Origin of the sequence: Micromonospora sp. NPDC020750 (assembly GCF_044334565.1) — a bacterium.
In the GTDB taxonomy this organism is placed as follows: Bacteria; Actinomycetota; Actinomycetes; order Mycobacteriales; family Micromonosporaceae; genus Micromonospora.
Window position 1 is genome coordinate 283,558 of record NZ_JBIRTH010000009.1, and the last position, 16,242, is coordinate 299,799.

General features: G+C 75.0%; 11 protein-coding genes. 5 read left to right on the plus strand and 6 right to left on the minus strand.

All coding sequences use genetic code 11. From position 1 onward, the window contains the following. The first annotated feature begins 453 nt into the window (after positions 1–453). On the plus strand, positions 454–1,782 hold the full coding sequence (locus ACH4T9_RS26380; protein WP_396674024.1) for an O-antigen ligase family protein: 1,329 nt from the start codon (positions 454–456) through the stop codon (positions 1,780–1,782). A 217-nt stretch (positions 1,783–1,999) separates the two neighbouring features. Here ACH4T9_RS26380 and ACH4T9_RS26385 read toward each other — a convergent pair whose 3' ends face one another. From ACH4T9_RS26385 to ACH4T9_RS26405, 5 genes are all read right to left on the minus strand, one after another. Next, entirely contained in the window at positions 2,000–3,382 is a 1,383-nt protein-coding gene (locus ACH4T9_RS26385) for a glycosyltransferase (RefSeq protein WP_396674025.1), read from the minus strand. Next, the gene (locus ACH4T9_RS26390; protein WP_396674026.1) at positions 3,363–4,772 is read right to left on the minus strand and encodes a lipopolysaccharide biosynthesis protein; all 1,410 of its coding nucleotides are present in this window, start codon (positions 4,770–4,772) and stop codon (positions 3,363–3,365) included. Before ACH4T9_RS26390 ends, ACH4T9_RS26385 begins: the two co-directional genes overlap by 20 nt. Next, positions 4,772–5,704, minus strand: coding sequence for an NAD-dependent epimerase/dehydratase family protein (locus ACH4T9_RS26395; protein WP_396674027.1), 933 nt, complete (start codon positions 5,702–5,704; stop codon positions 4,772–4,774). The genes ACH4T9_RS26390 and ACH4T9_RS26395 overlap by 1 nt, the downstream gene beginning before the upstream one ends. Before the next feature lie 143 nt (positions 5,705–5,847). Beyond that, complete coding sequence (locus ACH4T9_RS26400; protein WP_396674028.1) at positions 5,848–7,179, minus strand: glycosyltransferase family 4 protein; 1,332 nt, start codon at positions 7,177–7,179, stop codon at positions 5,848–5,850. A gap of 3 nt (positions 7,180–7,182) precedes the next feature. Then, positions 7,183–8,310, minus strand: coding sequence for a glycosyltransferase (locus ACH4T9_RS26405; RefSeq protein WP_396674029.1), 1,128 nt, complete (start codon positions 8,308–8,310; stop codon positions 7,183–7,185). Between the two features lie 108 nt (positions 8,311–8,418). Here ACH4T9_RS26405 and ACH4T9_RS26410 point away from each other — a divergent pair, with 108 nt between their 5' ends. From ACH4T9_RS26410 to ACH4T9_RS26425, 4 genes are all read left to right on the plus strand, one after another. Next, entirely contained in the window at positions 8,419–9,711 is a 1,293-nt protein-coding gene (locus ACH4T9_RS26410) for a glycosyltransferase (RefSeq protein ID WP_396674030.1), read from the plus strand. A gap of 107 nt (positions 9,712–9,818) precedes the next feature. Further along, positions 9,819–12,929, plus strand: a complete 3,111-nt coding sequence (locus ACH4T9_RS26415; RefSeq protein ID WP_396674031.1) for a M14 family zinc carboxypeptidase — start codon at positions 9,819–9,821, stop codon at positions 12,927–12,929. A 277-nt stretch (positions 12,930–13,206) separates the two neighbouring features. After that, positions 13,207–13,851: a sugar transferase gene (locus ACH4T9_RS26420; protein ID WP_396674032.1), complete on the plus strand. Its 645-nt coding sequence runs from the start codon at positions 13,207–13,209 to the stop codon at positions 13,849–13,851. Next, positions 13,836–14,609, plus strand: a complete 774-nt coding sequence (locus ACH4T9_RS26425; protein WP_396674033.1) for a GNAT family N-acetyltransferase — start codon at positions 13,836–13,838, stop codon at positions 14,607–14,609. Before ACH4T9_RS26420 ends, ACH4T9_RS26425 begins: the two co-directional genes overlap by 16 nt. On the opposite strand, the gene pgm is transcribed toward ACH4T9_RS26425, so the two are convergent. Further along, the gene (pgm, locus tag ACH4T9_RS26430) at positions 14,596–16,239 is read right to left on the minus strand and encodes a phosphoglucomutase (alpha-D-glucose-1,6-bisphosphate-dependent) (protein ID WP_396674034.1); all 1,644 of its coding nucleotides are present in this window, start codon (positions 16,237–16,239) and stop codon (positions 14,596–14,598) included. The genes ACH4T9_RS26425 and pgm overlap by 14 nt on opposite strands. Positions 16,240–16,242 lie beyond the last annotated feature (3 nt).

Consider the following 16,242-nt stretch of genomic DNA (forward strand, 5'->3'; position numbering starts at 1 on the left):
TTTCCCCGTTCCGCCCGCCCGTGCCGCGCCGATCCGCCGGCCGCGCGGGCGACCGCCCGGACCTGACCTGGCTCCGGTGCGGCACCCGGGTCAACGACGGCCCGCACCCACAGATACGCGTTTCGGGTTATATCCTCGAATCACTCTCAAGCGGATAAGACAGGGGGAAAATACCCTCCCGTGAGCTCGTTGGCGGGCCTGCCGTGGGCGGGCCCATCGAGAGCGGTTCGCGCCGATTCACCCACCTCGGTACGCCACAACTGGTACAAAGGGCGCGGACTATGCGGTCCCGACCGGTCCCGTCACGCTCCACAGCAGAGTGGTCGACCGGGGCGGCGGCGCGGTCCGTCAGCGAAGGAGCACCATGTCGCCAGTTCGACCACCGCACCCGGCCCGGTGCCGCCCGGCCGCCGCGAGCCCGACCGTGGCCGCCCCCGGGCGGTGCGCGCTCCGATGACCACCTCGCCACCTCGACTCGGCCCGCGTACCCCCGCCGGGGCGCGGCAGTCGCGGACAGCGGACCGCCCGGCGGGCCCGGTCCCGTCCGGCCCGGGGCGACGGCGCCGTGGGGCGGATGGGCCCGCCGCGTGGCTGCTCCGCGCGTGGCCGACCGGCCTGCCCAGCGTCGTCCTGCTCTGCTGGATCGCGTTCTGGGCGGCCCGCCCGCCGTGGTGGTCGTTCAACTGGCTGGCCCCGATGGCCGTGGTGGCGCTGCTGCTCAGTGGCCGGCTTCCCCGGCCCCGCTGGGCGGACGCCCTGGCGGCGGCGACCGCGGGCTGGGCGTACAACACCAACCTCTGGTCGGACCGGCCGGACCTCACGGCGGTGGGCGCCTACCGGTACGCGACGGTCTGCCTGCTCTTCGTGGCCTGCCGGCACGTGCTGCGCACCCGGCGGGACCTGCTGCTGGTGGGCGGGACGTTCCTCGCCGGCTGCGTGGTCGTCGCCCAGGAGGTGGTCACGGGAGCGGCCGAGGACCTCCGCTCGCGGGGGCAGGTGCTCGACGTCGCCCACCGGTTCGGCGTCGAGGGCCGGGAGGTGAATCTCACCGCCTACACGCTGGTCGCCGGGATCGTGGTCGCCGCGATCCTGACCGCGGCCGTGGCACCCCACCGGCGGTGGCGCCTCGTGCCGCCGGCCGCCGGGGCGCTGTTGCTCTGGGCCGTGCTGCTCACCGGCTCCCGGGGCGCGGCGATCGGGGTGCTGCTCGGCGTGATCGCCATGCTGGCGGCCCGGTTCTGGCCCCGTCCGACGGTGCTCAGCCTCGGCGTGCTCGGGCCCGCGCTGCTCTTCCTGGTGCCGCTGGGCAGAACCCCGAGCTGGACGATGACCTGGCTCGACGGCATGTACGGCCGGGCGACCGGCGACATCTCCGGACGGCTGTGGCTCTGGCCCTACGCCGTCACCACCTGGTCGGAGCACCTGCTCACCGGCTCCGGGCCGGGGGTGCTCATGGCGACCAACCCGTACGGCGTCGGCCCGCACAACCTGCTGTTGACCATCGGCAACGACCTGGGACTGATCGGCGTACTGCTCTACTTCGGCACGCTCGCCGCCGCCCTGGTGGCGACCGCCCGGGCCGCGCCGGTCGGCCGCCTGCTGGCCTGCGGCTTCACCGCGCTGATGCTGCCGATCTGGCTCACCGGCCAGTGGGAGGCGTCGCCGGCCGCCTGGCTGGTCCTGGCCATGCTGACCGTCCTGCCCACGCTGCGCGCCCCGGCGACACCGCAGCACCGAGCGCGTTGCCTGCGGCCGGCAGCCGAGGTGCCCGCCACCGGGTGAGCCCGGGCGGAACACGTGGTCCGGCCCCGCCTGACCCTTGCCCCGGGCCGACCCGGGCGGAACGGCCGGTCGCGCTCCGCCCGAACCTCGCCCGGACGGTCGCGCGGCTTCATGCCTCGCCGGACGACCGTCCGGCCTCAGGCCTCGCCCCGGACGACCGTCCGGCTTCGGGCCGACTGCCCGGCGGGGCCTGGGGCGGGGCGGCGGGTGGGGGCGCTCAGCGGCGCTCGGCACCCGGGGTCAGCCCAGCCGGGTCGCGCCGGGGCTGCTCCGGCGCGGGACCGACCGGCCGCCGGGCGGCCCGCGCCAGGGTCTCGGCGAACCGGGCAGCCACCTGGTCCGCCCGGTGGTGGCGGACGGCGAAGTCCAGCCCCTGCCGGCCCAGCCGCTCGCGCAGCGCGGGATCCGCGCAGAGCCGGGCGAGCTCCCGGGCCAGCCGGTCGGGATCGTCGACGCCGACCACCGCGCCGGCCCCGGCCGCGTCCAGGTGGGCCATCGAGGCCAGTTCCGCCGGGCCGAAGCCAAGCACCGGGCGGCCGGCGGCGAGATACTGGGGGATCTTGGTGGACAGCGAGTACCGGGTGTAGTGGCGGTGCTCCTCGGCGAACGACTCGACGTGCACCAGCACATCGGCGCGGCGCAGCACCGCGGCGACCTCGTCGCTGGCCAGCGACCGGCCCAGCCGGACGCCGGGCAGCCCGAGCCGCTCGCCGTACCGGTCCAGATCAGGTGGGGGCGCGTGTACGGTCAGCCGCGCCCGCAGCCCGTCGGCGGCGAGCCGGCCGAGAGCCTCGCCGACCCGGCGCAGCGACCGCCAGCGGTCCAGGTGCAGCCCGCCGACGTAGACGAGGTCCAGCACCGCCCCGGCGGGCCGGGCCGGGTCCGGCCGGTCGGCGAAGTCCGCCGGGTCGACGCAGTTGCCGAAGGCCGCGAAGGGCAGCCCGTAGCGGCGCTGGTACTCCCGCGCCATCGGCTCGCTGATCCCCAGGCCGTACGACGAGTGCCGGACCACCTCCCGGACCCCGGCGAGCAGCGCGTGCCGGGCGACGCCGAACGTCTGCCGGTCGGTGTACAGGGTGGTGGGCCAGTCGTCCATGAAGTGCGGCACCAGCGGCGCCCCGCACTCCCGGGCCGCCAGCACCGCCAGCCGCATCTGCCGGATGCTGCCCAGCATCGCGTAGACCACCTGCGGGCGTTGCTCCCGCAGCCACCGGCGCGTCCCGGCGGGCACCCGCAGCGGGCTGAGGTCGACGAATGCCCGCAGTTCGGCCCGCATCCGGGCGCGCAGCGGCCCCGGCTCTACGCCCGCCCCGACGACGGCCGACCCGTTCCGCGCGCCCGCCGACGTCCCCCGGGTGGTGCGGGCCCGCCAACGGAACAGGTGGTACTCCACGGGCGCGGAGCGCGGGTCGAGCCGCAGGAACCGTTGGCACACGTCCGTGTCGGGTTCCCGGTCCTCGGCGTAGAGCTGGGCCAGCCGCTGTCGCGGCCAGCCGGCGAAGAGGTTGGACAGGGTGATCCCGGTGCCCGAGGCGCGGCCGAACACCGCCGCGCCGACGACCAGCACCCGGGGATGTTCCTCAGCCGACCAACTGTCCATCGGATCTCCATTCCGGCGCCGGACGCCCGGCCCGGCGCAGCGCCTTGCGGTAGCCGTACAGGGCGGCGGGGACGACGGTGAGCGCGAACCCGGCCACCGCGACCCAGGGGACCGCCCAGAGCCCGAACCAGGAGGCGCCGTACCACTTGCCGGCCAGCGACAGGACGGCGAACACCGCCCAGCCGACCAGTTGCGGGGTGACCACGCCGGCGGCGTTCTGCACCATGAAGCGCGGCGAGAGCGCCGCCTGCACCACCCACCAGCCGCCCAGCCCGGCCAGCAGCCACGGGTCGGCCCCGATCGGCACGGGCAGCCAGGCGTCGAGGAGCCGCTGACCGGCGACCGTCAGAACGACCGTGGGCAGCAGGGTGGCCAGCACCGAGACGACGGTCATCCGGCGGGTGATCCGCCGCACCCAGGCCAGTTGACCCCGGGCCAGGGCGTCCCCGTTGGCCGGCCAGAGCGGCACGTTCACCAGCACCACGAGCTGGCCGAGCTGGGCGAGCAGCTTCGCCGGCACCACGTAGGCGGCGACGGCGGACAGGCCGAGGGCGTGGGCGACGATCAGCGTGTCCACGCTGGTCGCGACGGACGTCACCACGGTCACCACGAAGAACAGCCCGCTGAGGCTCAGCAGCTCGCGGGCGGCGCGCGGGTCGACGCAGCGCAGCCGGGGCCGGATCCGGGAGCCGTCGCGCCAGAAGAACCAGAGGCTGTTGAGCAGGTTGACCACCAGCGGCGCGACGGCCGAGGCCACGATGATCGCCACCGGCGGCAGCCCGGCCCGGACGATGCCGAGCACCACCAGCAGCCCGACCAGGCCCGCCCCGGCCTGCCAGAGGTTGCTCCGGCCGACCTGCTGGCAGGCGTACTGGACCCGGACGATCAGCGACAGCGGCACGTTGAGCACGAACGCGGTGAGGCAGGTCAGGGCGATCGTCCGCGCCTGCCCGGGCGTGATCTGACCGGCGGTGTTGAACACCGACGCCCAGGGCACCGCGTCGGCGATCAGCCAGAGCACGCCGCAGAGGGCGACCGCCAACACGGACAGCGTCAGGTAGGCGCTGGAGACGTAGCGGCGGGCCAGCTCGTGGTCGCCGGCCGCCTGGCAGGGCACCAGCTTGGTCATCAGGCCGCTGCCCAGGCCGAGGTCGGCGAAGGCGGCCATCCCGGCGAGCGCGGCCACGGCCATCCAGAGGCCGTACAGGTCGGTGCCGAGGTAGGGCAGCGTCACCGGGACCAGCACGATCGGGACCACGAACCCGGCCAGCCGGCTGAGCACGGCGGTGCAGACGCCGGTGACGAGCCGGCGGGTGCGGTCGGGCGCGCGCCGGTGGGCCCCGGGCGGGGGTCTCTCCCGCTCGACGAGTCCGGCCGGGACGCTCGGCACTAGTGTCCGGCGAGCACGTGGCCGGCCATCCAGGCCACGGTCTCCTCCAGACCGACGCGCAGCGGCACCGGGCGGGCCGTGGGGAACAGCTCCCGCAGCCGGCCGCAGTCGGCCTGCGAGTCGCGCACGTCGCCGGGGCGGGGCGGCTCGTGCACCACCGGCAGCCGGCGGCCGAGCACGTCCTCCAGCTCGGAGACGAGGTCGAGCAGCGACACCCGGGCCCCGAACGCCAGGTTGACCGCGTCGGGTGCCGCCACCCGGCGCAGCACCGCCTCCACGATCACCGCCGTCACGCTTCCCACGTAGGTGAAGTCGCGGGTCTGCCGGCCGTCGCCGTGCACCAGCAGCGGCCGGCCGGCGAGCGCGGCGGCGACGAAGCGGGGCACGACGGCGGCGTACGCGTGGTGCGCCGCCTGCCGGGGGCCGAACACGTTGAAGAAGCGGAACGGCAGCACGGACAGCCCGTAGCAGGACGCGTAGGACAGGGCGTACGCCTCGGCGGCCAGCTTGGACACGGCGTACGGGCTGACCGGCATCGGACGCAGCGTCTCCCGCCGGGGCAGGACGGGGTTCGCCCCGTACACCGAGGAGGACGACGCGAGGACGACCTGGGGCACCCCGTGCCGCCGGGCTGCCTCCAGCACCATCAGGGTGCCGGTGGCGTTCGCGTGGTGGCTGGGCAGCGGCCGGTCGATGGAGCGGGGCACCGAGCCCAGCGCGCCCAGGTGCACCACGCTCTGCGCGCCGACGAATGCCTCGTCGAGCAGGTCCGGGTCGAGGACGGTGCCCCGCGCCAGCCGGACCGGCACGTCGAGCAGGTTCTCCACCGCCCCGGTGGAGAGGTCGTCGACCGCCACCACGTCGGTCACCTGCGGGGCCTCGCACAGCGCCCGGACCAGGTTGGCGCCGATGAAACCCGCGCCTCCGGTCACCACTACCTTCACGATCTCCCCCACCACTGGTCGGTCTGCACGGCGGCCGGCGCGTAGCCGGGCCACCCGCTGAACAACGACCGCCGATCCGGCAAGTTACTGCAAAAGGGACGGAGGAGGAGTCGGCCGCCGGGGGCGGCTCACTACCGCGGCTCGGGCGCGGCCAGCGGCTGCCGCTCCGTCCCACGCCCGCCGGCCGGCTGCCGGGCACCCCCGGCCCGGTGCCCGCCGACGTCGATCCGGCCGGCGGCGGGACCGAGCGCGCCGAGGAACGCCCGCAGCCTGCGGCCCTGCGCAACCGGGCCCCTGGTCTCGGCGACGAAGGACCGTCCCGCCGCGCCGAGCGCGGCGGCCGTCGCCGGGGGCAGCTCCAGCACGCGCCGGATCGAGTCCCGGAGCCCGGCGGCGCTGTCGTCGGCGGCGAACACCAGGTGGGGGTCGTAGTCGGCGGGAATGCCGGGCAACCGGGTGGTCACCACCGGGACCCCCGCCGAGAGGTACTCGATGAGCTTGGACGGGAACGAGTACGGCACGAAGTGCTGGTCGACCGGCCGGGGGTTGACCAGCACCGCCGCCCCGGCGAGCCACCCGGCCAGGTCGCCGCGGTCCAGCAGCCGCGGTGGAGCGACGCGCGGGTCGAGCGCGGCCTGTTCGTGCAGCCACCCCTCCAGCTCGCCCCGGCCGAAGACGCACAGCCGCAGGTCCGGCCCCGGCAGCCCGCGGAACGCCTCAACCAGGCGGTCCACGCCGTAGGCGCGACTGAGCCCGCCGGCGTACACGATCTGCCGGGTGTCGGCGACGGCGACCCGGCGTCGGACGCCGGCCGGCGGGGCGCAGATCCCCTCCAGCACCAGCCGGGGACGGCCGGGCGCGAAGTCCTCGGCGAGCGGCCCGGTCAGGGCGACCACGCCGGCGCACCGGCGCAGGGCGGCCCGGACCAGCGCGACGTCCACGGACCGCAGCAGCCGGACCAGCCGGCCCTCGTGCGGCAGCGGCACCCCCGGCGGGTCGGTCAGCACCGGCACGACCCGGACCCCGCGCAGCCGGCCCAGCACCAGGCCGGCCCAGAGGAACGGCGTGTGCACCCCGTGGACCAGCAGCACGTCGGCGGGCTGTTCCCGCAGCATCCGCGAGCCCCGCCGGCAGGCCGCGACGAACCGGGTGAGGTGCTTGAATCCGAGCAGGTTGACGAAGCCGAGGAGCTGGCCGTCCACCCCGGCGTGGCGGAACCGGGCGGCCCGGTACCGGATCCGGGGGTTGCGGGGGTAGGTGGAGACCGGGGCGGCAGACAGCAGCCGGACCGGGCAGCCGGCGTCGCACAACGCCCTCACCAGCCCCCAGGCGAAGGCGTGGGTCTGGGTGGAGTGGACGGCGTCCCCGGCCATCACCCGGTCCAGCGCCTCGTCGGGCAGCGTGAAGCCGAGCAGGACGACCCGGGGCGGCACCTCCCGGTCACGCGCGTCGCCGGCCGGCACCGCTCAGCCCGCCAGGATCCGCTGGTACGCCGTGTCCAGCGCCCCGAGCATCGCGTCCAGGCTGTACCGGTCGACGACCGTGCGGCGGGCCCGCGCGCCGAGCCGCGCCCGGGTCCCGGCGTCGCCCAGCAGCGCGGCGAGCGCGTCGGCCAACGCCGTCGGGTCACCGGCCGGCACCAACCGCCCGCCGCCGTCGCGCAGCACCTCCACGTTGCCACCGACCGCCGAGGCCACCACCGGAAGCCCGTGGGCCATCGCCTCCAGCAGGGCGTTGGACAGGTTCTCGTGCAGGGTGGGGAAGACGAACAGGTCGGCGGCACAGAGCAGGTCCGGCACGTCGGCGCGGTTGCCGAGCATCCGTACCCGCGCCGTGCCGGCGTGCCGCAGGGCGGCCTCGATGTCGGCGCGGGCCGGGCCGTCGCCGGCCACCAGCAGCACCGGCCGGTCCGGGGCCGGCGGTAGCCGGCGCAGCGCCTCGGCCAGTACGCCGAAGCCCTTCTCCCAGGTCAGCCGGGCCACCACGATCATCGCCAGGTCGTCGGGGCGCAGCCCGAGGTCGGCGCGGACCCGGTCCCGGGCCGCGTCCGGCCGCGCCGGCACGGGCACCCCGTTCGGGATGACGCCGAGGAACCGGTCGGCGCAGCCGCGCAGGAAGTCCCGGCCGGCGGCGTACTCGCAGACGGTGGCGACGTGGCTGGCCGCCCGCAGGGTCAGCGGCTCGGCGCCGCGCACCAGCAGCGCGCGGCGCACCGGGCGGTCGGTGCGGCGCAGGTCCCGCACGGTTCCGTGCACGGTGACCAGGACCCGCCGGCAACCGGCCAGCCGGGCGGCGAGGACGCCGTGGAACCCCTCGTTCTGCAGGCCGCGCACGTGCACCAGGTCGGGCCGGACCCGGCGCAGCAGGGCGACCCAGTCCCGCAGCAGGCCGACGTTGAGCGCGCCGTTGCCGCTGCTCTGGTGCATCCGGACGAAGTCGTACCGGTCGGCCAGCCGGGAGGCGAGGACCCGTTCGACGGCGGTGAGCGGCCCGTTCGCGCCCGGCGTCCCGGCCGAGTGCTGCACCACCACGGGGCGGGTGCGGGTCCCGGGCCCCGCGCGCCGGGCACCGGCCAGGTCAGTGCTCAGGTCCACACCCGCTCCTATCGACGCGCCAGGCAGGAGACGGGCCCTGCCCCGCCGGAGTGCCTACACTAAACCGATCTATCGGGCACAAGTCGCAGACACGCAAAGATGGGGAATATGCCGACATCATCTGAAGAGGACGCCACCCCGCCGCCAGGTGCCGCGCCGCCACGGCTGCTCGCACTCGCGGCCTTCCGGTTCCCGCACGGCGACGCGATGTCCAACCGGCTGCTCCAGCTCGCCCGGTCCGCCACCCCGCCCGGCACGCCCACTCTCGTGGTCAACGACTGGCCGGCCGACGGGACCCGGCCGCCCGCCGACCCGTCCCTGCCGCCGGGCGTACGGCTGATCTCCCTCGGCGGGGGCACCCACGGGCCGCTGGCGCGCTGGCTGCGCCGGCGTGCCCGGCCGCTGCGGGTGCTGACCGAGCTGCGGCGGGCCGGCGTGCGGCCCCGCGACCTGACCGGCGTCTACCTGCCGGTGAACCTGTGGGACCTCACCACCTGGGCGGTGCTGCGCGCCGCGACGCGCTGCCCGGTAACGGTGGACGTGCTCGAACGCCACGACCCGGAGCAGTTCCCCCGGGGCCGGCTCACCCCCTACTTCCTGCGGCACCGGTGGGGCCTGTTCCTGGTCGGCCGGCTCGCCGACCGGGTGATCGCCGTGTCCGAGACGATCGCCGGGCACTTCGTCCGGCGTGGACTGCCGACCCTGGTCGTACCGCCGCAGGTCGACCTCGCCGAGCACACCGCTCCGGTGTCGCCTCCCCCGATCACCGAGGGGGTCCGGCTGCTCTACGCCGGCTCGGCCGGGCCGAAGGACCTGCTGTCGGTGGTGCTGGCGGGCATGCGAGGGCTGTCCCGGGCCGAGCGGGACCGGGTCCACCTGGTGATCGCCGGCTTCGACCGGGACCGGGCCGCGAGCCTGTCGGACCTCGACGAGGGCCTGCTCACGGAGTTGGCCGACCGGGTCACCTTCCTCGGCCGGGTGCCCCGCGACCGGGTGCTGGCGGAGCTGCGCCGGTCGCACTTCTCCCTGCTGGTGCGCCCTCTGGCCGGGTACGCGCAGGCAGGCTTCCCCTCGAAGGTGCCGGAGAGTCTCGCCGCCGGGTGCCCGGTGCTGCTGAACTCCACCAGCGACCTGGGACGGTACGTCGTGGACGGCCGGGAGGGGTTGGTGCTCGCCGGGCCCACGGCCGACGACGTCCGGGGCGGGCTGGTCCGCGCCCTGGCCCTCGACGACGCCGCCTGGCGGGCGATGAGCCGGGCCGCCCGGGAACGGGCCGGGTCCTTCGACTACCGGTTGTGGGCCCCGGTCGTCAGCGCGTTCGTCGCCGGCCCGGGGGCCGCCCCCGACGGTGTCCCGGCGAGGTCCGCCAGCGCGGCCAGCGCGGCCGGCGTCAACCGCTGACCGGGCGGGTCATCACCACGCCAACCCGGCAACACATTGAGGCATTGACATAGGTGCCGCATCGCAGAAGGCTCGCGCTACAGGTCCCTGCACACCGAGGAGCGCGGATGAAGAAGGCACGGCTGGCGATAGCCGGCGTGTTGACACTGGTCGGCGCGCTGGCGCTGACCCCGCCGGCGGGCGCCCGGCCACCGTCGGACCCCGCCGGCCGCGACGGCCTGGAGGTGTACGTCGGCACGGTCACGCCGGAGCAGCGGGAGAAGCTGCGGGCGGCCGGGGTCGACCTCGGTCACGACCAGCGCGGCACTGACGGAGCCGGGGCCACCCGCGTGGAGACGGTGCTGAGCCGGCGGCAGGCGGACCGGCTCGCCGGCCAGGGCGTCCGGCTGACCGTGAAGCGGGTGCACGGCCGGGACGCCTCCCAGGCCCTGCGCGAGCAGACCGCCGCCGGGTGGTCGGCGTTCCGGTCGTACAGCGAGGCCGGCGGCATCCGCGACGAACTGACGGCCACCGCCGCGCGCTTCCCGAAGCTGGCCAAGGTGGAGACCATCGGCCGCACGGTGCAGGGCAAGCCGATCCTCGCGGTCAAGGTCACCCGGGACGCCCGGACGGTGCCGGACGGGAAGCGCCCGGCGGTGCTGTACGCCAGCAGCCAGCACGCCCGGGAGTGGATCACCCCGGAGATGACCCGCCGGCTGCTGCACCACGTGCTCGACAACTACGGAACGGACGCCGGGATCACCCGGCTGCTGAACACCACCGAGCTGTGGTTCCTGCCGGTGGCCAACCCTGACGGCTACGACCACACGTTCACCCCCGGCAACCGGCTGTGGCGCAAGAACCTGCGGGACAACGACGGCGACGGGCGGATCACCACCGCCGACGGCGTCGACCTGAACCGCAACTTCGGCTACCGGTGGGGGTACGACAACGAGGGCTCCTCGCCGGAGCCGAACAGCGACACCTACCGGGGCACCGCCCCCGGCTCGGAGCCGGAGACGAAGGCGCTGGACCGGCTGTTCCGGCGGGTCGGCTTCGAGTTCTTCGTCAACTACCACTCGGCGGCCCAACTGCTGCTCTACGGCGCCGGCTGGCAGGTCAGCACACCCACCCCCGATGACGTGATCTACCAGGCGATGGCCGGCGACGACGCGAACCCGGCGGTGCCCGGCTACGACCCGGACCTCTCCGCCGAGCTGTACACCACCAACGGCGACACCGACTCCCACGCCCAGGTCCGCTACGGCACGCTCGGCTTCACCCCGGAGATGTCCACCTGCGAGACGGCCTCCGCCGTCGACCCGGACGACCAGTGGCGGCCGGAGGACTGCGTCAGCGGTTTCGTCTTCCCCGACGACGAGAAGCTGATCTCCGCCGAGGTGGCCAAGAATCTGCCGTTCGCCCTCGCCGTGGCGAAGTCGGCGGCCGACCCGGACGAGCCGGTGTCGGTGGTCGGCCGCAGCACCCCGGACTTCGTGGTGGACGCCTTCGACACCTCGTACGGGCGGACCCAGCAGGTGGCCACGATCGCCCGGCGGGCGCTGCGCGACGTTCGGATGCACTACGTGGTCAACGGCGGACGACCCAGGACGGTCAAGGTCCGCGAGTGGCGTGGCGGCGAGCGGTACGGGGACACCAACAACGTCTGGTACGCCGAGCAGCGCGGCACGGTGACCGGCACGAAACCCGGTGACCGGGTCGAGGTCTGGTTCACCGGGGTCAAGCCGCGCAAGGGCCCGGTGGCCAGCGAGCGGTTCACCTACCGGGTACACACCGACGTCGGCGGGGACGTGCTGGTCCTCGCGATGGAGGACGTGACCGGGCTGAGCCCCGTCCAGGACGCCACCACGGCGAAGTACGCCGACGAGGTCACCAGCGCGCTGAGCGCCGCCGGGCGCACCAGCGACGTGTACGACTTCGACGCGGTGGGCCGCCGCGCGCCGCACCCGCTGGGCGTGCTGTCGCACTACCGGGCGGTGGTCTGGGAGACCGGCGACGACGTGATCCTGCGCGCCCCCGGTCAGGTGGGCGGCACCACGGCCGAGGCCGCGCTCACCACCGAACTGGCGGTGCGCGACTACCTCAACGAGGGCGGCAAGGTGCTGGTCAGCGGCAAGTACGCGCTGTTCGCCCAGGCCGCGAACGGCTCCTACCTGTACCGCCCGGACGCCCCGCCGGAGTGCACCGACCCGGACGACGTCACCTGCCTGCCGGTGCTCAACGACTTCCAGCAGTACTGGCTGGGGGCGTACACGTACGTCAGCGGCGGGGGCGGCGACGCCGACGGGACGCCGTATCCGGTCCAGGGGTCCGCCGGGGCCTTCGCCGGGTTCGCCGGCCGGCTCAACGCCGACGGCTCGGCCGGCAACCAGGACCACACCGCGTCGTTCCTGACCACGTCGAGCTTCCTGCCGCCGGACGAGTTCCCGCAGTTCGGCGGGGCGGCCACGGTGGACTGGGTCCGCCCGGGCAGCGCGCCGTTCGACCCGCGCACCGGCGCGTGGTACCTGTACAGCGGCCGGGCCGACGAGTCGTACAAGCGGCTCACCCGGACCGTCGACCTGACCTCGGCCGGCAACGCCCAGCTCCGCTTCTTCACCTCCTACGACATCGAGGAGAACTGGGACTTCCTGACCGTCGAGGCGCACGAGGTGGGCAGCGACGACTGGACCACCCTGCCGGACGCCAACGGGCACACCGGCACCGCCACCGGCGAGAGCTGCGAGGCCGGCTGGGCGAACGAGCTGCACCCGTTCCTGGCCCACTACCAGGGCACCGACTGCTCCCCCACCGGTAGCACCGGGAGTTGGCACGCCGCCACCGGCGCCTCCGGCGGCTGGCAGGAGTTCGCGGTCGATCTGTCGGCGTACGCGGGCAAGAAGGTCGAGGTCTCCATCTCGTACGTCTCCGACTGGGGCACCCAGGGGCTCGGCGTCTTCCTCGACGACGCCCGGGTGATCGTCGACGGCGCCACGGTCAGCGAGACCTCGTTCGAGGCCGCCGACCTGGGCGGCTGGACGGTGGCCGGCCCGCCGCCCGGCTCCGCGCCGGGGGCGAACGACTGGTCCCGCAGCCAGCAGGCCTTCGAGGAGGGGGCGGCGGTGGTCACCCCGGACACCGTCTACCTCGGCTTCGGCCTGGAGGGGCTGGCCCCGGCGGCCCGCAACGATCTGGTGGCCCGGTCGTTGACCCACCTACTCGGCGGTTCCCGCCGGTGACGTCGCGCGGCGCGGGGCGCCGCTGACCGGGTGACGGGTGCGCCGGTGGTGGGATGCCGCCGGCGCACCCGCACGTCCGCCCGGCGTGCCGGGGTCGACACGCCGCCGCGTGGCCGGTGCCGGGAAGGTGCATGACACCGGAAATCGGAAACATCACATGAAAGCCTCCCAAGCCTGATAGAAACACGATTCGGCCTATTCACCGCCGAGTCCTGGGAGGTCGGAACGTGAACGTTCGCCGGGAGCTGGCGACACCACGGGGATCGGGAACCGCCCGGTGAGCGGGCGTCCCTCGCCCGCCCAACTGCGGGTCAAGCGCGCCGTCGACGTACTGCTGGCGCTGGCCGTGCTGGTGCTCACCGCGCCGGTCGTGGCGGTCGCCGCGCTGCTCGTACTGGCCCAGTTCGGCCCGCCCGTGTGCTTCAGCCAGGTCCGGACCGGCCGGCATGGGCGGCGGTTCCGGATCTACAAGCTGCGGACGATGTCCGACGAGCGCGACGCCGACGGCGCCCTGCTGCCCGACGGGGTCCGCTGCCGGGGGGTCGGTCCCGTCCTGCGTCGACTCAGCATCGACGAGCTGCCCCAGCTCTGGAACGTCCTGCGCGGGGACCTCAGCCTGGTCGGCCCGCGGCCCCTCCTGCCCCGCTACGACCCCTGGTACACCGACCGGGAGCGGTGCCGCTTCCTCATGCCGCCCGGGCTGACCGGCCTGCAACAGATCAGCGGGCGCAACACCCTCGCCTGGGACGACCGGCTCGCCCTGGACACCCGCTACGTCGATGAGTGGTCGCTGCGGCTGGACCTGTGGATCCTGGCCCGCACGGTGGGGAAGGTGCTGCGGGGCACCGGCGTCGTCCTCGACCCGTCCGCGCACATGCTGGACCTCGACCAGGAGCGGCAGCTCACATGTCTGCCGTCCTGACCGCCCCCGCCGGGATCACCGCCGGGGTCACCGCCCTCGACGGACCCACCGACCCTGCGCTGGGCCCGGTCACCCGGCTGCTGGCCGAGGCGATCCCGGCCGACTGCGCGGGGCTGGTGCCGTACCACGCGCCCGGGTACGCCGCGTTCCTGTCCGCCGCGCTGGCCCCTCCGGCCGGCTCCCGCACCGTCCTGCTGCGCTGCGTCCGGGACGGCACGGACGTGCTGGCCGTGGCGGACTGGCGGTGGCTCGGGCGGCAGTTGCTGCTCAACGGGATCGCGGTGGCCCCGGGGGTGCGCGGGTCGGGCCTGGGCGGCGCACTGTTGGCCGACGGCCTGCGGCTGGCCCGCCGGCTGCGGTGCGCCGCGCTGGCCCTGGACGTGTCGCGCGACAACGCCGGCGCCCGACGGCTGTACCGGCGCTTCGGCTTCGCCGGCCGGTCGCACAGCTCCTGGGCGGAGGTGCCGATCGCCGCGGGGGCCGGCCCCGGACTCCGCTTCGCCGACTGGCCGGCCTTCGCCGCCCACCGCGCCGCCTACGGCTTCGGCGACCTGCGGGTGCTCACCGCCGCCGGCCCGGTGACCGTCCGGGCGGTCGGCCCGACGCTGCGGGTGCCCGCCGGCCCGGAGGCCGGCGGGCTCGCGGCGGCGCTCGCCGGGCCGCTCGGCGCCACCCGGGCCTGGGCCGTCCGGGACGGGCGGGACGCCGAGGGATTCGCCCGGTTCACCAGGATGCTGCGGCCCGTCACGCCCGGCTGAGCACCGCCGAGACCAGCTCCCGCGCCTCCTGCTGGATCCGGGCCAGGTGGTCTGGGCCCTGGAAGGACTCGGCGTAGATCTTGTAGACGTCCTCGGTGCCGGAGGGGCGGGCGGCGAACCAGCCGGACGCGGTGGTCACCTTGAGCCCGCCGATCGCCGCGCCGTTGCCCGGGGCGGTGGTCAGCGTCGCGGTGATCGGCTCGCCGGCCAACTCGGTCGCGGTCACCTGGTCCGGGGAGAGCTTGGCGAGCACCGCCTTCTCCTGCCGGCTCGCCGGGGCGTCGATCCGGGCGTACGCGGGGGCGCCGAACCGCTCAGCCAGCTCGGCCCAGTGCTGGCTGGGCGTCTTCTGCGTGGTCGCGATGATCTCCGAGGCGAGCAGGCAGAGCAGGATGCCGTCCTTGTCGGTGGTCCAGGTGCTCCCGTCACGCCGCAGGAACGACGCCCCCGCGCTCTCCTCGCCGCCGAAGCCGACGGACCCGTCGAGCAGGCCCGGCACGAACCACTTGAACCCGACCGGCACCTCCAGCAGCGGCCGCCCCAGGTCGGCGGCGACCCGGTCGATCATCGAGGAGGAGACCAGGGTCTTGCCGACCGCGGCGGCCGGACCCCACTGCGACCGGGTGCGGAACAGGTGGCCGATCGTCACCGCCAGGAAGTGGTTGGGGTTCATCAGGCCGCCGTCGGGGGTGACGATGCCGTGCCGGTCGGCGTCGGCGTCGTTGCCGGTGGAGACCTGGTAGTCGGCGCGGGCCGCGATCAGCGACGCCATCGCGTTCGGCGACGAGCAGTCCATCCTGATCTTGCCGTCGCCGTCGAGGGTCATGAACCGCCACGTCGGGTCGACCGTCGGGTTGATCACCGTGAGGTCGAGGCGGTGCCGCTGCGCGATCTCCCCCCAGTACGCCACGCTGGCCCCGCCAAGCGGGTCGGCGCCGATGCGCACCCCGGCGTCCCGCACGGCGTCGAGGTCGACCACGGCGGGCAGGTCGTCGACGTAGCGGGCGAGGAAGTCGTACCCGCCGGTGGTGTCGGCGGCGCGGGCCCGCGCGTACGGGATGCGCTGCACCTCCTTGAGCCCGGCGGCGAGGATCGCGTTCGCCCGGTCCTGGATCCACTTCGTGACGTCCGTGTCCGCCGGACCGCCGTTGGTCGGGTTGTACTTGAACCCGCCGTCGTCGGGCGGGTTGTGCGACGGGGTGATCACGATGCCGTCGGCCAGGCCGGAGGTGCGGCCCCGGTTGTGGGTGAGGATGGCGTGCGACACCGCCGGGGTGGGGGTGTAGCCGTCGCGGCTGTCCAGCAGCACGGTGACCCCGTTGGCGGCGAGCACCTCCACCGCGTCGACGGCCGCCGGGGCGGACAGCGCGTGGGTGTCCCGGCCGAGGAAGAGCGGGCCGTCGAGGCCCTGCTTCCGGCGGTAGTCGCAGAGCGCCTGGGTGACGGCGAGGATGTGGTCGGAGTTGAACGCGTTGCGCAGGCTCGACCCCCGGTGCCCGGAGGTGCCGAAGGACACCTGCTGCGTCGGGTCGTCCGGATCGGGGTGCTCGGCGTAGTAGGCGGTGACCAGCCGGGGCACGTCGACCAGGTCGGCGGGCTCGGCGGGCTGACCGGCACGGGGGTGGGCCACTGC

Excerpts from the sequence above, each read along its gene's own strand:
- ACH4T9_RS26385 (WP_396674025.1), bottom strand. The coding sequence starts at position 3,382 with ATGGACAGTTGGTCGGCTGAGGAACATCCCCGGGTGCTGGTCGTCGGC.
- ACH4T9_RS26410 (WP_396674030.1), top strand. The coding sequence starts at position 8,419 with ATGCCGACATCATCTGAAGAGGACGCCACCCCGCCGCCAGGTGCCGCG.
- ACH4T9_RS26425 (WP_396674033.1), top strand. The coding sequence starts at position 13,836 with ATGTCTGCCGTCCTGACCGCCCCCGCCGGGATCACCGCCGGGGTCACC.
- ACH4T9_RS26380 (WP_396674024.1), top strand. The coding sequence starts at position 454 with ATGACCACCTCGCCACCTCGACTCGGCCCGCGTACCCCCGCCGGGGCG.
- ACH4T9_RS26415 (WP_396674031.1), top strand. The coding sequence starts at position 9,819 with ATGAAGAAGGCACGGCTGGCGATAGCCGGCGTGTTGACACTGGTCGGC.